Consider the following 25152-nt stretch of genomic DNA (forward strand, 5'->3'; position numbering starts at 1 on the left):
CTGTATTAAAAATCACAGGAAGTTAGCTATGGCACTTCAACTCGGCGATACGGTTCCCAATTTCACTCAAAAGTCCAGCGAGGGCGACATTAGCTTTTATGACTGGGCTGGCGATAGCTGGGTGATTTTATTCTCTCACCCTGCGGATTATACCCCTGTCTGCACCACAGAATTAGGCGAAGTTGCCAAGCTTAAGCCCGAATTTGACAAGCGCAACGTCAAGGCGATCGCCCTCAGCGTTGACGATGTTGAATCTCACAAAGGTTGGATTGGCGACATCGAAGAAACCCAAAGCACCTCGCTCAACTACCCCATCTTGGCAGACGACGACAAGAAGGTAGCTGACCTGTATGGTATGATCCACCCCAATGCCAACGCAAAAGTTACCGTTCGGGCAGTCTTCGTCATTGACCCCAGCAGGAAACTGCGTCTGACGTTGACCTATCCCCCCAGTGCAGGACGCAACTTTGACGAAATTCTGCGCGTGATTGACTCACTGCAACTGACTGATAACTACAGCGTTGCAACCCCCGCAAACTGGCAGGATGGCGATGATGTAGTGGTCGTTCCTACCATCTCTACCGAAGAAGCAAAGCAAAAATTCCCCAAAGGCGTTACTGAAGTTAAGCCTTACCTACGCACAACGCCTCAGCCTAACAAGTAGGCAACGAGGCTTGAGCCGTAATGTTTCAGTTTTTACCCCTCTTCCAACTTGGAAGAGGGTCTTTTTGTTGTCCAAGCCCAGCCTGTTTGCTGGAGGCGATACGCTTGATGATTTCTGATACGTTGATGATTTCTAATACGGAATCCGTTTCGTGAGGAAGCACTATTGGGTGTACGGACGAAGCATTCGGCAAAAGAATTGTGCTTCGGTTGCAAGGATTGTAACCAAATGTTTCGCCCCTACCAATTCCGCTACTCTACAGACGGGTTTGGGATGAGAGGCGATCGCCTTTGTCGGGGACTAATTCCTGCTGAGTAAACCTAACCTACGGCAACATCTGCTAGCTATTTAGCCCATGCAACGCCAGGTCACGTTCCCAAGGCGCAGCAAGGTATAAGTAGAACCTCTACTTCACATCAAGAAATTTCTATCAAACAATTCTCATTTTCTTTAGGTTTCTACGTTAAGCTAATTTTCAATAGATTTTTAGTGATGGTTATCCCATTTCTTATAGAAATCCCTATATGCCCAAATTGCCTGGGGAGTTCTTGGAAAGGGGGGACGGTTTCCGAACTTTAAGCTTTGAAGGATAGTAAAGATGTTTCAGTTCCTAGCTCAAACAGCTTGGTTCATTCCTTGCTATCCGCTGGTGGGGATGCTTTTGTCGATTGCCTGGTTTCCTTCAGTGATTCGACGCACGGGTCCTAGACCAGCGGGTTATGTGAACCTGATCATGACGCTTGTGGCGTTTTTTCATGCGGTGCTGGCGTTTTCAGCAGTCTGGAATCAGCCTGCTCAGTATCAATTCATTCCCTGGCTGCAAGTAGCAGATTTAGACCTGACAATTCCGCTGGAGATTTCGGCAATTACGATTGGCGGAACCATTCTGGTGACGGGAATTAACTTTCTGGCGCAGTGGTACGCCGTTGGCTACCTGGAAATGGATTGGGGCTGGGCACGGTTTTATGCGCTGCTGGCGCTGTTTGAAGCCGGAATGTGTTCTCTGATTTTGTGCAATTCTCTGTTCTTTAGCTACATTCTGCTAGAGGTTTTGACGCTGGGAACCTACCTTTTGGTGGGATTCTGGCTAAACCAATCACTGGTGGTGACAGGCGCACGAGATGCGTTCCTGACAAAGCGGGTGGGCGACCTGTTTTTGCTGATGGGCGTGTTGGCACTGTATCCGCTGGCAGGCACCTGGGATTTTAATGAGTTGGCACAGTGGGCGCAGACCGCGCAGGTTGATCCGAAAGTTGCGACCCTAGTTGCGCTCGCTCTGATTGCTGGACCAATGGGTAAGTGCGCTCAGTTTCCGCTGCACCTTTGGCTGGATGAGGCGATGGAAGGCCCACTGCCCAGCACGATTTTGAGAAACTCGGTGGTAGTGGCAACAGGGGCATGGGTGCTAGTGAAGCTAGAGCCTGTGCTGGCGCTGTCTCCATTTGCACTGACGGCCATGATTGCCATTGGAGCGGTGACGGCGATTGGTGGAACGCTGATTGCGATCGCCCAAATCGACATCAAACGCGCTTTATCCTACCTGGTCAGCGCATATATGGGATTGGTGTTTATCGCGGTCGGCGCACAGCAAACTGAAGCCGCTTTTCTGCTGGTATTGACTCATGCTCTGGCAATGGCGTTGCTGGTGATGAGTACGGGTTCCATTGTGCTAAACAACATCACCCAAGACTTGACTCAAATGGGTGGGCTATGGAGCCGCCGCCCCATTACCGGACTGTCCTTTATTGTGGGTGCACTAGGGCTGATTGCGCTGCCTCCGCTGGGCGGCTTTTGGGCAATGTTGGAATTAGCGGATGGACTGTGGGCAACTCGTCCGGTTGTGGTCGCGATTCTGCTAGTGGTTAATACTCTGTCAGCATTCAGCGTGACTCGTGTGTTTGGGCTGATTTTTGCTGGCAAGCGGCAGCAGATGACGGAGCGATCGCCCGAGAACCTGTGGACGATTGTCCTGCCGATGATGATTTTGGTTGGTTTCACGCTTCACCTGCCGCTGATTTTACAGAGTCTCTCACTCCTACCTGATTGGGCAGTGTTGAACAAAGACATGGCGCTGCTGCTGATCTGGTCGAGCATTTTCGGCATCAGCTTGGGCGGACTCATCTACATCGGTCAGACCGTCTCTAAGCCGGTTGGCATTCTCTGGCGACCACTGCGTGACCTGCTAGCGTATGACTTTTACACCCCCAGAATTTATCGCTCCACGATTGTTGGCAGCGTTGATGTGATATCGCGAATGGTGGATTGGGGCGATCGCTACATCGTTGATGGCTTTGTGAATTTCATTGGTGTTGCTTCCATTTTTGGTGGTGAAACTTTGAAATATGGCAACTCCGGGCGCACCCAGTTTTATACGCTAACGATTGCGTTAGGAGTTGTGGTAATCACTGTCCTGATGGGTTGGTCACTGCTAATCCGCCTACCCTTCCCCCTTGCTCAATAAATAGGAGACTTAATCAATGCTTAGCGTATTAATTTGGCTCCCTATTTTGGGGGCAGCCATCATCGGATTTCTGCCAGGCATCTTTTCCGCAAAACAGGTTCGCATCGGGACTTTAGCCATTACTGGCGCAGTTTTAGCCTGGACAGTCTTTCTGATGACCCAGTTTGACCCAAGCGTCTCTGGGCTGCAATTGCAGGAATATCTGCCCTGGATCGAGACATTAGGTTTGAACTATCAGCTTGGCGTAGACGGGCTTTCCCTCGTTCTGCTGGCGCTCAATAGCCTGCTCACTTGGATTGCTGTATTTAGCAATAAAGCGGAAATTGAACGTCCGAGACTGTTTTATGCGTTGATTCTGCTGATTAGTGGCGGAGTTGCTGGAGCATTCCTTGCTCAAAATCTGCTGCTATTCTTCCTGTTTTATGAACTGGAGCTAGTTCCTTTCTACTTGCTGATCTCGATTTGGGGAGGAGCGAAGCGGGGTTATGCCGCGACTAAATTCCTGATCTACACGGCTACTTCTGGTGCACTGATTCTAGCGGGTTTCCTCGGACTGGTTTTGCTTACGGGTGCTTCTAGCTTTGCCTACGAGTCCCTTGCGGGACAGGCATTGCCGCTGGGCTTGCAGGTGATTTTGCTGAGTGTGCTGCTGGTCGGGTTTGGCATCAAAATTCCACTAGTGCCGCTGCATACCTGGCTACCTGACACCTACGTTGAGGCTTCTACCCCTGTCGCAATTCTGCTGGGCGGTGTGTTGGCAAAACTAGGCACCTACGGCATTTTCCGGTTTGGCTTAGGGCTATTTCCTGATGCTTGGAGCGTGCTAGCTCCCTGGATGGCAACTTGGGCGGCAGTGAGCGTGCTTTATGGAGCGATCGCTGCTATTGCCCAAAAAGATATCAAGCGCATGGTTGCCTACAGTTCCATTGGTCACATGGGCTATGTTCTGCTGGGCGGTGCTGCCGTTACAGAACTGAGCCTAGTCGGTGCCGTTTCCCAAATGGTGGCACACGGTTTGATTCTGGCAATTCTATTTAACCTGGTCGGTATTATCGAAGCCAAAGTTGGCACTCGCGAACTTGATGTACTAAACGGTTTGATGAATCCGATTCGTGGCTTACCCACCGTCAGTTCTCTGCTCGTTCTAGGCGCAATGGCAAGTGCAGGTATTCCGGGAATGGCTGGATTTATTGCTGAGTTCCTGGTTTTTCAGGGTAGTTTCGTTGCATTTCCTGTACAAACGCTATTGTGCGTAGCGGGAACAGGCTTAACTGCTGTTTACTTTGTGATTTTGTTGAACCGCACCTGTTTTGGAAAATTGGACAATGCGATCGCCTACTTTCCCAAAGTTGAATTCTCCGAAAAGGTCCCTGCCTTTATTCTTGCTGCCCTAATCTTCTTCCTGGGCGTTCAACCGACCTGGTTGGTGCGCTGGAGCGAACCCACTACCAACGCGATGGTAGCTGCCGTTCCAATTGAGAATGGGGTGCTGGGCAAAGTTGAAAGCGATCGCTCCATTGCAGCCAATCAAGAACTTGCACCAGTAGCAACAATTCCCAGCCTGGAACCTTGAGTAAACTGCATTTCGCTCCCTAAATTCCCCATACTGGGGCACTTTGAGCGGTTCAAAAAGCTGTTCAGAATGGGAAACTTGCAGGCTAAAAAGGTTTTAATTCACACCCTAGCCTCCAGCCCCTAGCCCCTAACTCCCCTTAAGAAAATTCCTACTCCCGAATCATGACTACCACTCTCGACACCCCCAAAACCAAACTTCCCCCCTCTACTCACGAATTTGCCGACATCATCCATCGGCTCGAAGCAGGCGAAGCAATGCTGCCTGACAGCCCTGAAAACCTGAAGCAAATCATCGGCATTTACAAAGCCTATGCCGTGCCAATGGACTTTTACTGGCGTGACTTGCTTTACATTGCCGAGCGCGTCTTCCTCGAACCGCTGCCCTTTTTCAAATACTTTTTACCCAAAGAATATTTAGAACTGCATAATCATTACGCCGGGGACGATGCTGATCTCCGCATCTGGCGCGGCGAAGCTACTGCTCACCCTGAACTGCTGGAATTTATCGAAAAAGGCGAAGTTCAGCGTAAGCTGCCTAAACTGCTGCACCACCTGTGGCACGATCGCGTCAACATGGAATTCGCCGAGGAGTGTATGCGGGTGATGCTTTGGCATCGCAACATGTACGCTCCGATCAACCGCTTTGACCCTTACCTCGACAGTGAAGAATACATTGCTAACGCCGATCGCGCCATCAAAGCCTACTTCAAACACAACCCGGTGATGATGGGGATGTACAAGATGTTTCCCGATATGTTCATCGAACAGGTGCGGCAGATGTCCTACTACAGCAACCTGGGGCTGTTTTGGGAAGTGATGGCTCCCGTCTTCTTTGAAATGTCCGACCTGTACGACGAGGGCAAACTCACCAGCGTCCCAGAAGCGATGAACTTTTTGGTGAACGGGATTTTTGCGATCGCCGGTCGCCCTATCTACCACAACGTCTACATTCGAGGTGAATGCTACGAAATCATTCCGAAGTCCAAAGGCTTTACCTGGCTGTATGAAGCCGCACTGCCCTACGTTGAAGCTGTGTTCTACCGCACTTCTCCCTTTCGGGGCACCAAGTCATACAATGCTCAAGCGAAACAGGTGCCTGACGACCAGAAGGATTTCCATTACGGCATTCTCTACGCTGATGTATTCCCCGTTGGCACCGCAGGCATTCCGCCAACACTGCTAATGCAGGATATGCTGCATTTCTTGCCCCCATACCTGCTGGACTATTACAAACAGTATTGCCGGGGCGAGGACGACATGCTGATTCAGCTGGGGATTAGCTTTCAGCGATCGATGTACTGCGTTACATCAGCCGTAATTCAGGCGCTTAGAACCGCTTTGCTTTATCCACTGGATGACCCCAATCCTAAGCACCTCCAGGCAAATCGGGAATTTTTTGAATCACAGCTCGATCGCTTCAAGCGTCCCGAAGCAAGGCTGCGGAACATTCAAGATCCAGACTACCGATAAGTAGGGTGGTGTTAGCGACAGCGTAACGCACCGAAGCATCAAGGGAGGATGCGTTACGCTACGGCTAGCGCATCTTACGCAATCTATTAACAAATTTATAAGAGGTGAAAATGGCTGACATTGTTGATATTGCAGTAGGTGCAGGCTCTTTCCAAACTTTGGTCGCAGCAGTTCAGGCGGCTGGTTTGGTAGAAACTTTGAAAAGCCCTGGCCCGTTTACTGTATTTGCGCCAAATGATGATGCCTTTGCCAAATTGCCACCTGGAACCGTACAAACCCTGGTACAAAACACACCTCAGCTCGCCAGAATTCTGACGTTTCATGTCGTTCCAGGCAAGCTGATGAAAGCGGATTTGGAGAAGGTCAATTCACTCACTTCGGTGGAAGGTTCTACCATTCCCATCAACACTGCTGATGGATTTGAGGTGAAGAATGCAACGGTCTTAGCCGCAGATATTGAGGCGGACAATGGTGTGATTCATGTTTTGGATCGGGTGATCTTGATGGGATAAGTGGGGCGATCGCCTTCCCCTCATTTCCCCTTGTTTTTTCTCGTTCCCGGCGGAGCATGGTACAGAAATGAAGAAGCGATCGCCCCTTGAGAGGCGATCGCTTCTAAACTACTTTCTTTAGAAAGTCTTAGTGATGATGGTGGTGATCGTCATGATGGTGATGATGTCCATCATGATTGTGATCATGGCTATGAGTGTGATAGGACTGGGCTTGAGCTGCTGCCAAAGATGGATTCACCGCCAAAGCCTGCTCTGAAAGCAACGCTTCGATTTGGGGATCTGCCCAATCTGCTGCCATTTGCAGGAATTCAGGATGGTCGTTGACGCAAGCCATCTGTACATAGGTGACTTCAGGATGCTTACGACGCAATCCGTGAATGATGTGATCTACATCCAGCAAGGTTTCATGGTTTTCGGTGGCGAAGCCAATTGGCATGAATACTAGTGCCGTTGCGCCCAGATCAATCAGGTTCTTAGCAGCCAGATCTGCATTGGGCTGAGTCCATTCGATTAGGGGAGTTTGGTGGTTTAGCCAACCTACCGAAATCAAGGGATAGCGGTGGATTAGCCTTTCCCGTACCCGTTCGTAAAGCGCTTGACTCTCATCGATCCCAGAGGTAAAGCCTTTTGCTTTGTGGGGGCAACCGTGATTCATCAGCACGATGCCTGTCTGGGAAGGCAGGTGAGCCACTGCTAAGTCCTTCGCGATCTTGTCTTCAACCAGCTTAGCCATCAAATCAATGTAGGCAGGCTCGTTGTAGAAGGAGGGAATGTAGCGGGTTCCCTTGACCCAATGCTCTGTGCCGTCTGCTAGTTGCACTAACGCTTTGTTGACCTGCTCAACAGCAATACCACTGGTGAAGATAGAATCCACGACCAGCAGCGGATAGATCAGAAGCTTGTCAAAACCTTGGGCTTTGATTTCGGTCAAAACCTGTTCTGGCAGGAAGGGAGCACAGAAGTTAAAGGCTTTGAAAACTTGGATGCGATCGCCCCATTTTGCCTGCAAATTCTGCTCGATGCCTGCCCGCTGCTGTTCAAAAATGGCATTGTGAGGTGAAATAAAGTGATCGTGCTGGTGGCTCCATTCGTGCAGATCAAACACAGCCAGCAGCTTTGCCAACGGGGGATAGATCCAGGTTGGCACAGGCGCAAACTTAGCGGTGAGCAGATTTAGCGCCTGTTCGTTGTAATTAGCAAAATCTTCGTAACTTTCGACTTCGCCATAACCCATGAGCAAGACAGCTACCCGATCGCCACCGGCAGCTTGCTCTAAGATTGGCTGTTGAATTTCTTCAGACTGTTGCAATTTTTCAGGAGTAGCAACCACTCTTTGCACCTCGTTTGATAAATTCTGTTTTTTTGATTGAAGTGACCATCTGGTGCAGATCACCTCAGGAAACCCTACTGCCTGAGCAGGTATCTCCCTTAGAGTAACATCCCCCCACTGGGCATGGGATAGTTACTTCTTACCACCTGTATTTGCAAAATTTTGCTCTAAAACTTCTAATACCGCCTGTTCTTCCGGACGGAGATCGTTCGGGTTAGCCTGCTCTATTGTTTGAGATTTCTCCATAATTGGCAGCAGCCAGCCTTCCAGGTAAGCATCAATCACGCCAGGGTGAACGTAGTATTTGCGGCAGGTTGCAGGTCGGTTGCCAAGTTGCTTTGCAACTGCCTTGACCGCCTGAACAATATTTCGATTGGCAGCAGTTTTTGACTCAAAGGGTCCAATTTCGCTTAGCTCCATTGCTGTTAAAACGGTACCTGCCCAAGTGCGAAAGTCTTTAGCGCTAAACTCTTCGCCTGTAATTTCCCTCAGGTAGTCGTTGACATCTTCGGAGCTAACTTTTTGTCGCTGTCCTTCTTCGTCGATGTACTGAAATAGCTCGTATCCAGGAAGTTCACGGCAGCTTTTGACAATCTTGGCGAGACGGCGATCATCTAATTCAATCTCATGCTCAACTCCGCTCTTGCCGCGAAAGTGAAACCGAATTGTAGATCCTGAGACTTCAACGTGGCGATTTCGCAGGGTAGTTAAGCCAAAGGACTTGTTTTTTTCCGCGTACTCAGGATTACCAATCCGAATGAAAGTCGCTCCTAGCAGTTGTACAACTGCTGCTAAGACCTTCTCACGGGGTACTCCTCGCAGTTTGGAATGCTCTTCGGTGATTTGTCGAATCAATGGCAAAGCCAGACCAAAAGGAATCATTCGATTGAATTTGGTCTGGCTTCTAATTTTTTGCCAGTCGGCATGATAGCGATATTGCTTGCGTCCTTTGGCATCGCGTCCGGTCGCCTGAAGGTGACCGTTATCCAAGGGGCAAATCCACACATCTGTGAGAGCTGGGGGAACGGCTAAGGCTTTGATTCGCTCTAGCACCACCGCATCCTGGACGCGATCGCCATTCACATCGACATAGCTAAAGCCTTTGCCAGACCGTTTGCGCCGAATTCCTGGACTATCGTCACAAACGTAACGCAGACCCGCCACTTTTGCAGACTTGACTGGGTCTGTAACCAGCACGGCCTCTAGCTGCTTGTGAATTGTTTTCTTTTGAACCTTAGCCGTCTTTGCTTGCATTGTCGTAACCAGACCCACTCTGGGATTTTGCCTAAAAGCGCTTAACGCGATCGCTGGTTGAGAAACTGACTCGCCAGTGCGACCGCATCCCCGATATCAACTTGTCCATCCTGCCCACCCAAAAACGTATCCAGTACTGAATTAGAACCGCGTCTGTTCTGAGTTCTTTGGTTGCTGGCTCCGGATTGCAGTAAATTCAACACAATCGGAATTAGTATAGGCAGCATGGCTCGAACAGTGTTCATGTCCAGTCCGGTTTGCCTAGCAGTATCCCGTACCGTTTCTTCTTCCTGCTGTCGGTCAAAAAGCGACTGAACCGCGGCGGAATTAGCATGAGTGCCGCTGAACTGTTCGACTAGCGTTTCTGCCTCATCGCTGTGTCCAGCAGAGCGCTTTTGCTGCAAGGCAGAGCGAACATGACGACCGACAATGGATAAAACAGTTTGGGTAGTCGAGGGAGGTACGTTGCGATCGCCCGACAATTGCTGAACTGCACCTAAAATGCTGCTAATTTGGTTGGAGCTAGCATGCTGATTTGGATTGTCGATTGCTCCAAGTACCTGATCAAAAAGTCCCATAAATCTTCCAATCTCAAAACTCAACTTAGTCTGCTTGAGGTGAAAAAGTGGGGATGAGGGCAAAATTCGGCAATTTACCAAATTCGTACCCTCTCCCCTGCTCTACCCCACTAAAAGTCGTGATTGCCTTTACTTAGGTAATCGGAAATAAAACTAGCCAATCGTGACTTGACTGGTATCAACTGCACTAGCTCCACGAACGCCTTTGGCAACCGTTGCCATCTTGCTCAAAATTTGTTGGCTGGGCGCTTTACCTTTCAGGACAACAGTGCCGCCAGTCTGGGCGACATAAAGAGTGTCGATGTCATCTAGAGAAGGATCATCATCAAACGCCGCCGCGACTCGCTTAGCTAAGCCGCTTTCGTCATACTGTCCATCCAAACCGACCCGCTCTGGCGGAATGGACTGTGTGCTGGATTGCCGAGTTGTAGCGGGTGCCTGAGCAACACCACCACCGCTTTGAGCGGCTCTGTTGCCCTGTCCACCGTGGGCTCTTTGCTTTTTCTCTTGCTCTTCTTTACCAAACAGTCTTTGTAACCAACCCATAAAAACTCCTTCGTTCTTCGTTAAGTTATTTGGCTTTGTCAGCTATGTTAGGAAGTTTTCTAGTGGCACAACATCATTCTTAGGGTTAGTAGAAAGAAGAAATCAGATTTAGCAAGAATTAGTGAAACTCTTAATTTTTTGATGAAGGATCAAAGGAGGAATTATCTATATTTTTGCGGATGAATTTAGCTATTTCAATTTTCGCAAAAGAGACTAGATCAGTAGCTAAAACCTCCGTGAGTAGAGGGCTCTAGCACCTAGCCCCTGTTGTAAGGCAAAGTATTTTACGTCTACATATACCTACAGTTGTTTATCTAGGAAGTTCTACTTTGACAGCCTTCTTTTAAGTAGAAATGGAAGTACGTCAACAGTTTGATTTGTTTAAATAGCAACTCTATCTAGTGAGGTAATTCTTTTAGCAGGAACGAAGCTGAGCTAGCTTCAGCACCATTTCATCGATTGCCTGTCGAATGATTCGCACGGGCTGGTCAGACTGATTCACCAAGATGCTGAAAACTAATGGTTGATAATCAGGCAATTCGAGATAGCCCGATAAAGTGACAATGCCGCTTGCCGTTCCGGTTTTGCCAAACAGCCTACCCTGAATAAGAGTTTCTCGAAAGCGGTTTTGCAGAGTGCCATTGACCCCAGCGATCGCCAATGATTCTCGATAAACCTCTGCTTCGGCGGATTGAGCGATTGCCCTTAAAGTTTGCACCAGCGCCTCTGGACTGACCAAATTGTGGCGAGACAATCCCGATCCATCTGCCAGCACGTAACTTTCAGGATCAACGCCTAATTCGGCTAAGGTCGTTTCAACCGTAGCAATTCCGGCTTCCAACGTGGAATCGGTTGAGTTTGCCGGAGTCGCACCTAAGATTCTCAACAGCGCTTCGGCATAAAGATTCTCGCTCTCCCGATTTGCCTGAATCAACAGTTCCGACAGGGGAGCAGATGTGACGGTGGCGAGCGCTTGCTCATCTCCGTTAGCGGGACTTGTCGCCACTGCAACTTGTCCGACCGTAATTCCCGCTTCAGCTAGAATTTGCTGGAAGCGACGCAAGAAATACTGGCTAGGATCAGGAATGGCGATCGCTTCAACTTCTGGCTCTCCCCCAACCTGCAACTGCCCTGAAATTCGTAAGCTCGGCTGATTCAACTCTCGCTCAAGCTGCAAAAATTCTGGCGTTTCGGCTGCTGTAGTGATGGAATTGTTTTCAACCTGCCAGCGCAGGGCTTCTGCCGAGTCGCTCCAGGAAAGCTGGAGGGGTTGTCCTACTGCTTGAGGTGAAAGGGTGAGGGCGATCGTATTCAAGTTCAGAATCAGGCTATTAACCCCAGCACCGTAACCTGCCTGCACATCTTCCCATTCCCAGTTGGGGTTAAGAATTGGGTCTTGAAAGTACTGGTCGTCCCCAATCAGGCGATCGATGTGAGTGATGTTGCGATCGCGAATTTGCTGCGCCAGTTGCCGCAGTTCTGCATCTGTGAAGCTAGGATCTCCCTGTCCCACAACTCGCAAAACCATCTCGTCAGGATCGTTTGCTTGATACACGGAAGTGCGAATTTGAAAGGAGCTACCCAATTGATGTAGCGCCGCAGCAGTCGTCAACAGTTTGGCTGTAGAGGCTGGAATGAAGTAGCGCTGCGCCTCTTGCTCATACAGCGTTTCACCTATTGCTAGGGTCTGAATGGAGATGCCCCAACGTGAGCGTTGAAGTTCGGGACGGTTGGCGATCGCCTGCAACTCATCTGCCAACTGAGTCGGACAGATTTCTGAACTCGTCTCAGAGTTTGCTTGAGCTACAGGAACGGGGATTTGAGCAGCAGTCTGTGCTCTAACCGAAGCGATGCTAAGTGGAATGGCGATCGCTACTAGTCCCAACCCAACCCGAAAAAGCCCTCTTATAAGCATCACAATCCCAACTTCTTCTACACAGAACTTAGAGGGTATTTGAAAAGTAGCAAATGTCCTCTGTAAGGGCGCAGCATTCGGCAGATAGACTCTAAAATAGACCGAAAATTCTTGCCCAAATGCCACGCCCCTACAAACTTTTGGTTACAGATTAGACTTTTCAAACATCCTCTTACAGGAGGCAATCTGACTCCATTGCAATTGTGCAGTACGGAATACAGCAGTTTCCTACTAACACGCCGTATTTTTGATTCATTCCAAACTTCCACAAAATTAAGCAACGCCAAAGAGTATTTAGACAGTAGGGAATTTCAAAAAGAGTCTGTGATTCCCAGAAAAGTAACAAACTCTGCTGTGTAAATAAGCGCAAAACCAGAAACGAGCAAATGCAATAAGACTTTTTTCTAGATTCCCTAGAAACCCTAAGGATGAGTCATGATCAGTGTAGGAGATGTCAAGACTTACGTATAGTTACTATTAATCTTTTGCGTCGTATAGGTTGCTTTCAACCTTCTCTGCCAAACGAAAGAGAAAGTTTTAAGCCTTGGGTTAAGGGAACTTGAGCAACCTTTTGGCGTTAGTTTGATCTCTGCCGAACTGTTGATCCCCGTTGAGAAGTAGGGTGCCGTCCTGGATATTTCTACCGCAGGACAGGGATATATTCAACACAATACCTGGATAGAATCGCTCATAGCTCGAATCTCATTTCAATCTGTGCAACTAGGCGGGGGAGTCATGCAAAGTTTAACTATTCCTTCGACGACAATGTATAGCGAAGACCTGGAGCAGTTTCGGCAGCTTCAGCTTCAGCTACGCGATCGCTGGCAAGCCGTAGAGCAGTTCGACCATAACGACTGCGATATTTTGGTGATTCCCTCGCTCAGCCTGGATCAGCGGGAGCTTCTCAAGATCAAGGGAGTGCATCACTATGAAGAACGTCTGCTGTTTTCTCTGATTCGACTGCAAAATCCTTGCACTCGGCTGATCTACGTCACCTCACAGCCGATTCACCCCAGTGTGATTGAGTACTACCTCCAGCTTTTGCCAGGGGTGCCGTTTTCCCAAGCCCGCGATCGCCTCCTCCTTCTGTGCGCCTACGATTCATCCCCCCGCTCTTTGACCGAAAAGATTTTAGAGCGCCCCCGGTTAGTCGAGCGAATTCGGCAGGCCATTCGTGCAGAGCGGTCCTATATGACTTGTTTTAATGCCACGACGCTAGAACGGGATCTGGCTTTACAGCTAAATATACCGCTGCTAGGGCTTGATCCAAGTCTGCTCTACTGGGGCACCAAGAGCGGCAGTCGAGAAATTTTTGCCGAAGCTGAGGTGCCGCATCCTGATGGGAGTGATTTGGTCTGGAACCCGGCAGACTTAGCAAAAGTAGCGGTCGAACTTTGGGAACGACAGCCTGACCTAAAGCGAATGGTCATCAAGCTAAACGAAGGCTTTTCAGGGCAGGGGAATGCACTGCTTGACCTCAGACCGATTCAGCACCTTGCCCCCGGAAATGCCTCGACTGCAGAACGGGTTCAGGAAATACGCGATCGCTTTGAGTCGCTCAGCTTCCAATCGGACACTGAAACTTGGGATAACTTTAGCAGTCGCATTCCAGAATTGGGGGCGATCGCTGAAGCCTTTATCGAGGGTGAGGAAAAGCGATCGCCCAGCGTTCAAGGACGTATCACGCCTGGCGGCGAAGTTGAAATCCTCTCTACTCATGATCAGATCTTGGGCGGCCCAGACGGACAAATTTTCCTGGGATGCAGCTTCCCCGCTGATGAATCCTATCGGTTGCGTTTGCAGGAATGGGGCTGGAAAGTCGGCAAAGCCCTGGCAGCACGGGGAGCTTTAGAGCGCTACAGTGTAGACTTTATTGCCGTGCGACGGGCTGGCGACGGTGCCGCTCCGGGCGAACAGTGGGAATTTCAAGCGATCGAAATCAACCTGCGAAAAGGTGGCACTACCCATCCGTTTATGACGCTAAAACTGTTGACTAACGGGCGTTACGATCGCCCCACGGGGCAGTTTTACAATCAGCAGGGTGTGCCTAAATACTACATTGCTACTGACAACCTGCAAAAAGACCGCTATCGCGGGCTATTGCCCAGCGACCTGATGGACATCATTGCCCACCATCGTCTGCACTTTAACAGCATTACCGAGACAGGCACCGTTTTTCACCTGATGGGCTGCTTGTCAGAGTTCGGCAAAGTGGGACTGACCAGCATCGGCAACTCGCCCCAACAAGCTGAGGAAATCTACAATCGGGTAATTCAAGTCCTCGACTCAGAAACTACAGAGCAAAATAGCTATTCTAGTCATCCTTCAACCCCCATGCTGCCAATCCAATGGAACGGACGAGGAGAGGGATAAGAGTGCAAAGTTCAATCTAAAACCCTAGATCCCGTAGGGGCGTAGCATTCGGTAAGTAGTCTCTGAAATAAATCAGAGATTCTTGCCCGAATGCTACGCCCTTACAAGACATTTGTGATTTCTCAAATAGTCCTCAAGCGCTGTAGTCCTGAAGCGCCTTTACGTCCAGGGGTTGAGACTGAAGAGAGCGAATTGCCGAAGCAGTCGCTTTCGCTCCAGCAATCGTGGTAATCGTAGGAATTTTGTAGGACAGAGCAGTTCGACGGATCAGGCGATCGTCCAACTGAGCAGCTTCCCCCGCGGGCGTATTGAGAATCAGCTGAATTTTCTGGTTCTTGATCCAGTCCAGCACATGGGGGCGACCTTCGTGCAGCTTTAGCACTAGCTCTACGTCCAGTCCGTGTTCCTGCAAGGTTTGCCGGGTGCCTGCGGTAGCGACCACTTCTAAGCCGAGTTCCATCAGATCGCGGACAACGGGCACAGCCGCAGTTTTGTCGCGATCGTTCATTGAGACAAAGACGGTGCCGCTGAGGGGAAGGCGTTGACCTGCACCGAGTTCAGCTTTGGCAAAGGCTTTGCCAAAGTCAGTGTCGATGCCCATAACTTCTCCTGTCGATCGCATTTCTGGACCAAGAATGGTGTCGGTGCCAGGGAATTTCTCAAACGGCAGCACTGCTTCTTTGACTGAAATGTGTTGGGGAATTACTTCTTCTGTGAAGCCCAAAGACTCCAGAGTTTCGCCTGACATCACCTGCACCGCAATTTTGGCCAGGGGTACACCGATCGCCTTTGAGACAAAGGGAACGGTGCGAGAGGCGCGGGGATTTGCTTCCAGGATGTAAACCTGTTCGCCCTGCACGGCAAACTGAATGTTCATTAAGCCAATTACCTTGAGGGCTTTGGCAAGCTGCACTGTCCAGGTGCGAATGGTATCCAGGGCAACGGGGTGGAGTGAGATTGTAGGAATAGAGCAGGCAGAGTCGCCAGAGTGAATCCCTGCTTGCTCGATGTGCTCCATCACGCCGCCGATCACGACCTGTCCGGTTTGGTCAGCGATCGCATCCACATCCACCTCGATCGCGTTTTCTAAAAATCGGTCAATCAAAATGGGGTGATCTGGCTCAACCTGAACCGCATAGGTCATGTAGCGTTCCAGGTCAGCATCAGAGTAGACAATTTCCATTGCCCGTCCGCCCAACACATAGCTAGGACGCACGACAACCGGGTAGTTGATTTGCTGAGCAATGCGTACCGCTTCTTCGTAGCTGCGGGCAAGTCCGTTAGGGGGTTGCTCAATACCCAGTTCGCGCAAAATTTTCTCAAATCTTTCGCGGTCTTCTGCTGTGTCGATCGAGTCAGGGGAAGTACCCCAAATTTTTGTGGGAACAGATGGCTTCCCTTCTATCGATTCTGCGTCAGTCGATTCCAGGTAGCTCTGTAACGGAACTGCCAGTTTCAGCGGCGTTTGTCCGCCAAACTGAATGATTACGCTTTCGGGATGCTCGGCTTCAATGATATTAAGGACATCCTCTTTGGTCAGTGGCTCAAAGTAGAGGCGATCGCTCGTGTCATAGTCAGTCGAAACGGTTTCAGGGTTGGAATTCACCATGATGGTTTCAAACCCTTTGGCACGCAGGGCGTAAGAGGCATGACAGCAGCAATAGTCAAACTCAATTCCTTGACCAATGCGGTTCGGACCGCCGCCCAAGATCATCACCTTGCGCCGATCAGAGGGCAGCACTTCTGACTCGGTGTTGAGCGTAGTGTTATGGGTTTTAAGCTGATTGGCTAGCGCTTCGTCTAGCGTCAGTGCCTCAAAGCTACTCTCATAGGTGGAGTAGTAGTAGGGCGTGAGCGCCTCAAATTCGGCGGCACAGGTATCCACTGTCTTATAAACGGGGATCACGCCAAGCTGCTGACGATAGCTACGCACTTCGTCTTCAGTAGTTTTGGTTGCGTAGGCGATTTGGCGATCGCTAAAGCCCTGTTGCTTAACGGCATAAAGCTGGTCTTTAGTCAAGTCTTTTAGGGGCGATCGCTTCAAAAACTTCTCCGTTTCCAGCAGTTCTTGGAGCTTGGTTAAGAACCAGGGGTCAATGCAAGTTAGCTCGTAGATTTCCTCAGCGCCCATGCCCATCAGCATTGCATGGCGCACGGTGAAAATCCGTTCAGGGTTTGGAGTACGCAGTCCGGCGCGGATTTGCTCCAGGCTAGGTAGCTTTTCGGCGCGATCGCAGCCCCAGCCTGCCCGACCTGTTTCAAGCGATCGCAGCGCCTTTTGGAATGATTCTTGGAAGGTGCGACCGATCGCCATTGCTTCACCCACCGACTTCATCTGCGTCGTCAAGACCGGATTGGAGCCAGGGAATTTTTCAAAGGCAAAGCGAGGAATTTTGGTGACCACGTAATCAATCGTCGGCTCAAAGCTAGCAGGCGTTTTACGGGTAATGTCATTTGGAATTTCGTCCAGCGAGTAGCCCACTGCCAGCTTTGCTGCAATTTTGGCAATTGGGAATCCGGTTGCCTTCGAGGCAAGGGCAGAACTGCGGGATACACGCGGGTTCATCTCAATCACGATCACTTCACCCGTGACCGGATTCACCGCAAACTGAATGTTGGAGCCACCCGTTTCAACGCCGATCTCCCGAATGATCTTGATTGAGGCATCCCGCAATCGCTGATATTCCTTGTCGGTCAGGGTTTGAGCCGGGGCAACGGTAATCGAGTCACCCGTATGAATGCCCATCGGGTCAAGGTTTTCGATCGAGCAAATGATCACGACGTTGTCTGCCAAGTCGCGCATCACTTCTAATTCATATTCCTTCCAGCCCAAAAGCGACTGCTCAATCAGAATTTGGGAAACGGGACTGGCATCCAGACCAGACTGGGAAATTTCCTCGAATTCTTCTTGGTTGTAGGCAATACCGCCACCAGAGCCGCCCATCGTAAAAGCGGGACGAATGATCAGGGGGTAGGTGCCGATTTCAAGGGCGATCGCCTTTGCTTCAGCCATCGTCTCTGCTAACCCAGACGGACAGACCGCAACCCCGATTCGCCCCATTGCTTCCTTAAACAGCTTGCGGTCTTCTGCCATCTCGATCGCAGGCAGCTTTGCACCGATTAGCTCAACCTTATATTTGTCTAAGACTCCAGTTTTTGCCAGCGTCACTGCCAAGTTGAGCGCCGTTTGTCCGCCCATGGTTGGTAGCAGTGCATCGGGGCGCTCTCGGGCAATCACCTTTTCTAACAGATCTGGCGTGAGCGGCTCAATATAAGTCCGGTTAGCCGTCTCTGGGTCAGTCATGATCGTGGCTGGGTTTGAATTTACCAGCACAACTTCATAGCCCTCATCTCTTAAGGCTTTACAGGCTTGGGTTCCAGAATAATCAAATTCGCAGGCTTGCCCAATCACAATCGGGCCAGAGCCAATCAATAGAATCTTGTGTAAGTCGTTACGGCGTGGCATAGGGGCACCAGAAAGGTCATGGCTGGTAAATCCCACCTATTGTAGAGGTTTTCAACTAAATCGTTTTGAATCAGATGATTCAAGTTTCTTAGCTTTGCTAAAAAAGTAGGACTGCAACATCTAGATCTCTGCTATTATCGGGGTCGCAAGCTTTCGAGGAGGCTGAAACCATGCCAATGGCGGTCGGCGTGATTCAAACAGATGGGTTTCCGGCAGTGCTAGCGGCAGCCGATGCGATGGTCAAGGCGGCGCGGGTAACGCTGGTTTATTATGGTTTGGCTGAACGGGCACAGTTTATTGTGGCAATTCGAGGCAGCGTTTCTGAGGTGAAGCCTGCAATCGCCGCTGGGGTTGAAGCTGGAAATAAGGTTAAGGATGGTCTCGTCCTTTCGCACTACATTGTGCCAAATCCACCCGAAAACATTGAGTCCGTTTTGCCGATCGCTTTTACGGATGAAGTCGAGCAATTCCGCGTTTAGCCCGTCTAGGCAAAGCTGAAACTGATCGCTTTACCTCAGCAATTTCAGAGCGAAGGCTCGTACAATTAATCTTGAATTACAGTCATTCATTTACGTATTTACGAGGAAGGGATCAGCGATGCCAGTTGCGGTTGGGTCACTAGAAACAAAAGGCTTTCCGGCGGTGCTTGCAGCGGCAGACGCAATGGTGAAAGCAGGGCGGGTCACGTTAGTCGGCTACCTGCGAGCAGGAAGCGCTCGGTTTACGATCAATATTCGCGGAGATGTCTCTGAAGTCAAAGCTGCAATGGATGCGGGCATCGTAGCCGCGGAGCAGTGCTATGGCGGCACCTTAGAATCTTGGGTGATCATTCCCCGTCCCCACGAAAACGTAGAAGGGGTGTTGCCGATCGCCTACACCGAAGCGGTTGAGCAATTCCGTGACTCGGTTGAGCAACCTAGACGACTTCCTGGTAACGGAGGACTCAGAGCTCAGTAGATAGAAATCGCTGACTCTGTGTCACTGCAAAACTCCTAACCCAGCAAACTAAGCCTGCCACCCCAGTAGGTTGGGTGCAGCAAAGCGGAACCCAACATTCCCCTAAATTCTGTTGGTTTACACATCTGCTTTGCCCAACTTACCGGCTAATAGCTGCATGGATAGGGCTAAGTTGTGGCCCCGGCTAACGCAATTCTTATTTGAAGTAGGAGTAATGCGGTTTCAAGGGACATTATTCCTATTTGAAACGGCAATGATGCAGTTTTAAGTGACACCATTCTGATCTGAAGTGACAACGATGTAGTTTCAAGGGACATCATTCCTACTTGAAATGACAATGGTGCAACTTAAAGTGAGGTGATTCCCACTCCAAGTTGGAATGATGCAGTTCTCAGTGAGATGATTCTCACTTGAAATGGCGATCGCCCTATCTTAAACAACGAGGTTCTCATCGTCAGGGTGGGGAGGTGCGTCTTCTTGAGCATAATTTGATGCAGGTTAAAATCGCCTACTAGTAGGACTCTGGCTTCTACCTTCTTCTGCTAAAACTGGAAGAATTTGAATGAGTGCTACGCCTGTTCTTTGAGGAGCTTCACCTATGCCTCCTGCCCAAAACGTTTCCGGGAAGCCGGTTCCCGACCTTCAGCCGTTAAAGATTTTGCTGGTTGAGGATGATCCGGTGATGCGGCTAGGAATGGAGCAGTTTTTGGAGGATTGCCCTCAGTTCACGGTGGTGGGTCAGGCGGAAGATGGCTATCGAGCGGTAGAGGCTGCGTTTAAGCTCAACCCCGATCTGGTGCTGATGGATATTGGATTGCCTTACCTGGACGGCATTGCAGCAACTCAGCAGATTAAAGCAAAGTTGCCTGAGATGCGAATCGTTATGTTTACTTCTCACACAGATGACACCGAAATGATTGCTGCCCTCTCCAGTGGGGCAGATGCCTATTTTGTGAAGGGTACGAGTTTAGACCAGCTCAAGGTGGCGATCGCCTGTGCCCGTGAAGGTGGGGCCTATCTCGATCCGCAAATTGCCCACCACGTGGTTGAATATCTCAAGCCCGCTCCGCCTACGGTGAGCAATGCCCAGTTTTCAGAGCGAGAAATTGAAGTACTGCGGCTGATTGTAGACGGCAAAAGCAATCCTGAAATTGCAGGTGAGCTTTATCTCAGTCTCAGTACCGTCAAAGCTCACGTTCGCACCATCATGAATAAGCTAGCTGTAGATGACCGGATCAAGGCAGCGGTTGCCGCATTGCGATCGGGGTTAGTGTAATTCGACATGACACCTATCCAGGTTATTGGCATCGGGCTAGACGGCGCAGCAGGACTCCCTGACTCAGTGCAAAAGCTGATCCAACAAGCCACCCTGCTAGTCGGCAGCGATCGCCACCTCAGCTACTTTCCCCACCACCCCGCCCAGCGTCTCATCCTGGGAGACTTCCATCAGGCGATCGCCACCCTCCGCACCCTCCTCCCTTCCCCTGTCCCCCTGTCCCTAGCCCCTAGCCCCTTAATCGCTATCCTCGTCTCCGGCGATCCCCTCTTCTTCGGGCTCGGTCGCCTGCTGCTAGCAGAACTACCGCCCGACCAAATTACCTTTCACCCGCATCTCAGTTCCGTGCAGCTTGCCTTCAGTCGGGTCAAAGTTTCCTGGCAGGACACAGAACTGATCAGCGCGCATGGGCGATCGCTTGAGCAACTCACCCAGGCATTGCAGCAGGGCAAATCCAAAATTGCTGTGCTAACCGATCCTAAGAATACGCCTGGGGCGATCGCCCGGCTGCTATTAGCGCTGGACTTGCCCAGCGAGTATGAGATTTGGGTGTGTGAAAACCTGGGAGGCAACGAGGAACGCATTCAAACCCTCCCCGCAAACGAGTTAGCTGAGAAGGATTTTGCGCCCCTGAATGTAGTTGTGCTGCTCCGCACCGATCGACAGAAAGCTCTAACTTTGGAACAGTTACCTGCCTTGGGACTGCCCGATCAGAGTTTTTTCAGCTTTGGCGATCGCCCTGGATTGATGACTAAGCGTGAAATTCGGCTGCTGGTTTTGGGCGAACTAGCACTGCGACCGGGGCAGGTAATCTGGGATATTGGCGCGGGCACGGGCTCTGTCTCCATTGAGATTGCTCGCCTGTTTCCGCAGTCGCAGATCTACGCAATTGAGCAAACCGCTGCTGGAACCGCCCTAATTCAGCAAAATTGCGATCGCTTTCAGGTGAGAAACATTACCTCAATTCACGGCAGCGCTCCCGATGCACTGCAAAACCTGCCAAACCCAGACCGTATCTTTGTCGGCGGCAGTGGCGGTAACCTGAGCGAAATTCTTGATCTTTGCACCCAACGGCTAGCCCCTAAAGGCGTTCTGGTGCTTGCCTTAGCGACGCTAGAACGTCTCACTACGGCTTTGCTATGGCGGGATCAACTTCCCCAGGCAAAATGCTGGCAGCATCATTTGCTGCAGGTGCAGCTTTCTCGCTCGGTGCCAGTTGGGTCGTTAACCCGATTTACGCCACTCAACCCGGTGACGCTGCTTACGCTAAGCCAAACTCCCATAGAATAGCCCCTGTGGCTAACAAAAATAAAACTCCCATCACTCCAGCTAGCGGTTTGCCGCCTAACCCAGTAAGCCAGGTTGAACCGCTTCCGGTGTAAGCGATCGCCTCCATTGCATCCAGGCTAGCGATCGCCCAAATCCATCCAGCATGAAGTCCACAGGCTAAGCCCAAACTGCCACCATCCACCCATCGCGCCAGCACCAGCACCATTCCCATCAGCCACAGTCCTGGCAGTTGAGGAATATTTTCTTTGCCCTCCCAAACTAGATGTAGCAGCGCAAAAATTAGGCTGGCGATCGCCCCTGCCATCCAGACAGAGTAGTCCTGCTGAAGCTGGTTAATCAGAAACCCACGAAAAATTAACTCTTCTGTAACGCTCACCCACAATCCCAGGAGCAAAGTCGGCAGCAATAGCTGAAGCAAAGCAGTGGCAGCATGACTGCCTTCCGCCTTAGTTTGAATTGGGCGCTGCCAGCGTAGCCAACCTAGAGCTTGCTGAACCACAAATAGAATCGCTAAACCCAATACCCCCAGCAACCACCCCAACCCTACTGAACCCAGTACCGATGGATTCCAGGACAAGCCGTAATCGGTGAACGATGTCCCCTCTAAATGGGCTGCCCCCCACAAAATTGCAGGTGCTAGCAGGTAAAGCGAGGCTAGCAGAGGCAGCTTTTGCGAGGGGACAAGGGGTTTTGGAGGATGCCAGTGAAGCGCGATCGCTAGCGGTATCGCAATGGGTAGCCAAGCGATCGCCCAGGTGAGAAAGAAAATGAAGATCTTTAGCAGCGCAGGGGCTTTAGTCAAAACTGCAAAGCTCATACCGAACAGCCTAGAACTTTCGAGCAAAAGTCGGGAAAGGGTGTACCAAAACAAGACGAATTGGATACAGATTGCTCAACGGCATGAGCCTTCATGCATATTTCTGATGTGAACGGTCATGCGTAGATTTAGATTTGAACGGTAATTTCTCCAAGTATTAATGATTAGCTTACTTATCTACTTATTTATCTTGAGAGGATTACAGCCCAAAGTTGGTCTTGACAAACCACGATCAAAGCATTCGCTTTTTAGAGATCTTCATCCTCATCCAGGTCAATCGAACCATTTCTATCACTGTCAATCTGAATGAGGTGAATGTGCTTGTAGCCTAACTTAATCTCAAACTCATCACCGGGCTTTAATCCCATTTTTTCGGTATAAGTTGCACCAATAACTATCTGACCATTCTTATGAACACTGACTCGATAGGTTGGTTCTCGACCCCGTCCATCTTTTGTACCCTCTGCACTCAAAGGAGTTCCTTTGGCTGCTAGTACGGCTTCAAAAAAATCTGCAAGATTAACGCGGGTCTGGTTATTTTTGCCAACTGTATAGTATCCGCACCGTCTCGCTTTTTCTCGACGAGGCAAGTGGGAAAGTTCTTTTACTTTTTGAAGTAGCGCTTTTCCGGTTAAAGGAGCCGTTACAGTTTCAGTCATCTTCTTTAAGGTGTCCTTTCAGACTTCAAGATAGCAAATTAGAGCTAATGCCAACCTTTTCTATATAAAAATATAGCCCTAAAGGTCACTGATATGACAAGAATTTACTGAAGAACCTAAACAATAGACTAGTTAAACATCATGCTCTGCTTAAAGCCTATGCAAAATCTGAAAGACTAATTTAGGAGTATCGGGATTGACTTAACCCTATATTGCTAAGTTGGAGTTTTCATCGCGTTTCTTAGCAGTGTGCATTGCTAATTAAGCTAAGGTACTTATTGCCAATCTTCCTAATCTCAGCCATAGAGATCTGTATGTCAAATCCATGGGGCAAAATTTGGAGGTTAACCAATATCAGAAGTAGATCAGATAGTTGATTTGAATCCTAAGAGCGATTGAAAGTCGATACATGATTACTGAGAACTGTCAACTCCAAAAAGCAAAAAAGCCATGTAAAGACTAGATGTTGTACTCATTTACTTCCCCTCATGCTGGTAGCAATCCTGGGAAGTTTATCAAGGCATTCGCTCTCCAATGACGTGATTTCACAAACCATCTGACTCAGAAATTGCGTAGGGGTTGGTTCTAAATAAGCGGTGATTGTAAGTAGCGTAATCTTTACCTAGACACTCGCAATCCTTACCCTGATCTCGCTACCTAAGTTGGATTGTATCGGTGTTGTTTTGCGGTTGGTAGTGATAAATACGAAAGGGGGATCCTTCAGAAAACGATTGTGGGAGGTTGTGGTCAAGGCGTTTTTGGCTGCTCTCTTTCATTATCCCGCCGCGCATTAGGTGAAGTTATTCTCCTTGTCAAAGGAGTTTCAAGGAGTTTCGGCTTAGACTATAGATATAGAGGCACTGACTGATCCCCACAAAAGATTGCATCAGTGCTGAGTATCAAGAGTCTGGAATTTGCTTTGACTATGCAAGTTTTGTTTAAAGTGGTTCGGCAGGAGTTAGACGGCACTCCACGAATCCAAACTTACGAATTAGAAGTTGAACCTGGCAATACGGTTTTAGATTGTCTGAATCGAATTAAGTGGGAACAGGACGGTACTTTGGCGTTTCGGAAGAACTGTCGCAACACAATTTGTGGCAGTTGTGGAATGCGAATTAACGGTCGGTCTGCCCTAGCCTGTAAGGAAAATATTGGTAGCGAAATTGCTCGGTTGCAACAAATCCAAGCGTCTGCAACTTCGAATCATGGGTCTGAACTTCCAACAATCACGGTTGCCCCAATGGGAAATATGCCCGTGATCAAAGATTTGGTAGTGGATATGCAGAGCTTCTGGGATAACCTCGAGGCGGTTGAGCCGTATGTCAGCACTAAGGCGCGACAGGTTCCAGAACGTGAGTTTTTGCAAACCCCAGAAGAGCGCGATCGCCTAAATCAAAATGGCAACTGCATTCTCTGTGGAGCCTGCTATTCAGAATGCAATGCGCGCGAGGTGAATGCAGATTTTGTTGGGCCTCATGCGCTGGCAAAAGCGGCTCGAATGGTGGCTGACTCCAGGGATGACCAGACGGAAGCTCGGCTAGAAAACTACAACCAGGGTACTCATGGAGTGTGGGGCTGTACACGCTGCTATTACTGCAATGCGGTTTGCCCGATGGACGTTGCGCCAATGGATCAGATTGGCAAAATCAAACAGGAAATTTTAGACCGCAAGGATGAGCGCAGTAGCCGTTCGGTGCGGCACCGCAAGGTTTTGATTGATTTGGTGAAGCAGGGCGGCTGGATTGACGAGCGCCAGTTTGGACTAAAAGTAGTTGGTGATTCGTTTAGGGACTTGCGAGGTTTAGCTAGCCTTGGACCTTTGGGCTTGCGGATGCTAGTTCGAGGAAAGTTTCCTTTAGAATTTGAGCCATCTGAAGGGGCAGCAGAGGTGCGATCGCTAATCGAATCTGTGCAAAATCTGGAGTCGCAGTCAAACTAGCAACAGCCCTTTAGAATCCTTTAGTGGATTAGCATTTCTTACGAATGCTCAAAATTCCTATTCTGAATGA

The 25152-nt window shown here is 49.8% G+C and carries 19 protein-coding genes; 11 read left to right on the top strand and 8 right to left on the bottom strand.

Annotated features, from left to right (window positions below; translation table 11 throughout):
* Window positions 1–28: 28 nt before the first annotated feature.
* The 5 genes from H6F88_RS06605 (at window position 29) to H6F88_RS06625 (ending at window position 6682) form a co-directional block, all read left to right on the top strand.
* Window positions 29–664 (top strand): peroxiredoxin, encoded by a 636-nt coding sequence (locus tag H6F88_RS06605; protein ID WP_190641949.1) that lies wholly within the window; start codon window positions 29–31, stop codon window positions 662–664.
* A gap of 598 nt (window positions 665–1262) precedes the next feature.
* Entirely contained in the window at window positions 1263–3125 is a 1863-nt protein-coding gene (locus tag H6F88_RS06610) for an NAD(P)H-quinone oxidoreductase subunit F (RefSeq protein ID WP_190641950.1), read from the top strand.
* A gap of 16 nt (window positions 3126–3141) precedes the next feature.
* A complete protein-coding gene (locus tag H6F88_RS06615) occupies window positions 3142–4698 on the top strand; it encodes an NADH-quinone oxidoreductase subunit M (protein ID WP_190641951.1) in 1557 nt (518 codons plus the stop codon).
* Window positions 4699–4862: 164 nt separating this feature from the next.
* Window positions 4863–6170 carry a CO2 hydration protein gene (locus H6F88_RS06620; protein WP_190641952.1) on the top strand — a complete coding sequence of 436 codons (1308 nt, stop codon included), beginning with the start codon at window positions 4863–4865 and terminating at the stop codon, window positions 6168–6170.
* Between the two features lie 110 nt (window positions 6171–6280).
* A complete protein-coding gene (locus tag H6F88_RS06625) occupies window positions 6281–6682 on the top strand; it encodes a fasciclin domain-containing protein (protein WP_190641953.1) in 402 nt (133 codons plus the stop codon).
* 127 nt (window positions 6683–6809) lie between these two features.
* Here the strand turns inward: H6F88_RS06625 and H6F88_RS06630 are convergent, their stop codons facing one another.
* From H6F88_RS06630 to dacB, 5 genes are all read right to left on the bottom strand, one after another.
* Window positions 6810–7991, bottom strand: coding sequence for a ferrochelatase (locus H6F88_RS06630; RefSeq protein ID WP_277881903.1), 1182 nt, complete (start codon window positions 7989–7991; stop codon window positions 6810–6812).
* A gap of 153 nt (window positions 7992–8144) precedes the next feature.
* Window positions 8145–9266 (bottom strand): DNA topoisomerase IB, encoded by a 1122-nt coding sequence (locus H6F88_RS06635; RefSeq protein WP_190641954.1) that lies wholly within the window; start codon window positions 9264–9266, stop codon window positions 8145–8147.
* Window positions 9267–9307: 41 nt separating this feature from the next.
* Entirely contained in the window at window positions 9308–9844 is a 537-nt protein-coding gene (locus H6F88_RS06640) for a DUF937 domain-containing protein (RefSeq protein ID WP_190641955.1), read from the bottom strand.
* A gap of 153 nt (window positions 9845–9997) precedes the next feature.
* Complete coding sequence (locus H6F88_RS06645; protein ID WP_190641956.1) at window positions 9998–10390, bottom strand: BON domain-containing protein; 393 nt, start codon at window positions 10388–10390, stop codon at window positions 9998–10000.
* Window positions 10391–10805: 415 nt separating this feature from the next.
* Complete coding sequence (dacB, locus tag H6F88_RS06650; RefSeq protein WP_190642045.1) at window positions 10806–12305, bottom strand: D-alanyl-D-alanine carboxypeptidase/D-alanyl-D-alanine-endopeptidase; 1500 nt, start codon at window positions 12303–12305, stop codon at window positions 10806–10808.
* 735 nt (window positions 12306–13040) lie between these two features.
* On the opposite strand from dacB, the gene H6F88_RS06655 reads away from it, so the two are divergent.
* Window positions 13041–14678, top strand: a complete 1638-nt coding sequence (locus H6F88_RS06655) for a peptide ligase PGM1-related protein (RefSeq protein WP_190641957.1) — start codon at window positions 13041–13043, stop codon at window positions 14676–14678.
* Window positions 14679–14811: 133 nt separating this feature from the next.
* Here the strand turns inward: H6F88_RS06655 and carB are convergent, their stop codons facing one another.
* A complete protein-coding gene (carB, locus tag H6F88_RS06660; protein WP_190641958.1) occupies window positions 14812–18144 on the bottom strand; it encodes a carbamoyl-phosphate synthase large subunit in 3333 nt (1110 codons plus the stop codon).
* Window positions 18145–18314: 170 nt separating this feature from the next.
* On the opposite strand from carB, the gene H6F88_RS06665 reads away from it, so the two are divergent.
* The 4 genes from H6F88_RS06665 to cbiE all read left to right on the top strand — a co-directional run bounded on the left by H6F88_RS06665 (window position 18315) and on the right by cbiE (window position 21667).
* Window positions 18315–18623: a BMC domain-containing protein gene (locus tag H6F88_RS06665; RefSeq protein WP_190641959.1), complete on the top strand. Its 309-nt coding sequence runs from the start codon at window positions 18315–18317 to the stop codon at window positions 18621–18623.
* A gap of 118 nt (window positions 18624–18741) precedes the next feature.
* Window positions 18742–19101 (top strand): carbon dioxide-concentrating mechanism protein CcmK, encoded by a 360-nt coding sequence (locus H6F88_RS06670; protein ID WP_190641960.1) that lies wholly within the window; start codon window positions 18742–18744, stop codon window positions 19099–19101.
* 598 nt (window positions 19102–19699) lie between these two features.
* Window positions 19700–20377: a response regulator transcription factor gene (locus H6F88_RS06675; RefSeq protein ID WP_190641961.1), complete on the top strand. Its 678-nt coding sequence runs from the start codon at window positions 19700–19702 to the stop codon at window positions 20375–20377.
* Window positions 20378–20383: 6 nt separating this feature from the next.
* The gene (gene cbiE, locus H6F88_RS06680) at window positions 20384–21667 is read left to right on the top strand and encodes a precorrin-6y C5,15-methyltransferase (decarboxylating) subunit CbiE (protein WP_190641962.1); all 1284 of its coding nucleotides are present in this window, start codon (window positions 20384–20386) and stop codon (window positions 21665–21667) included.
* Here the strand turns inward: cbiE and H6F88_RS06685 are convergent.
* Entirely contained in the window at window positions 21639–22484 is an 846-nt protein-coding gene (locus H6F88_RS06685) for a CPBP family intramembrane glutamic endopeptidase (RefSeq protein WP_190641963.1), read from the bottom strand. The genes cbiE and H6F88_RS06685 overlap by 29 nt on opposite strands.
* A 248-nt stretch (window positions 22485–22732) precedes the next feature.
* The gene (locus H6F88_RS06690; protein ID WP_190641964.1) at window positions 22733–23143 is read right to left on the bottom strand and encodes an AbrB family transcriptional regulator; all 411 of its coding nucleotides are present in this window, start codon (window positions 23141–23143) and stop codon (window positions 22733–22735) included.
* 925 nt (window positions 23144–24068) lie between these two features.
* Here H6F88_RS06690 and H6F88_RS06695 point away from each other — a divergent pair.
* The gene (locus H6F88_RS06695; RefSeq protein ID WP_190641965.1) at window positions 24069–25082 is read left to right on the top strand and encodes a succinate dehydrogenase/fumarate reductase iron-sulfur subunit; all 1014 of its coding nucleotides are present in this window, start codon (window positions 24069–24071) and stop codon (window positions 25080–25082) included.
* Window positions 25083–25152: the final 70 nt, after the last annotated feature.

Origin of the sequence: Oculatella sp. FACHB-28, from assembly GCF_014696015.1 — a bacterium.
In the GTDB taxonomy this organism is placed as follows: domain Bacteria; phylum Cyanobacteriota; class Cyanobacteriia; order Elainellales; family Elainellaceae; genus JAAUTN01.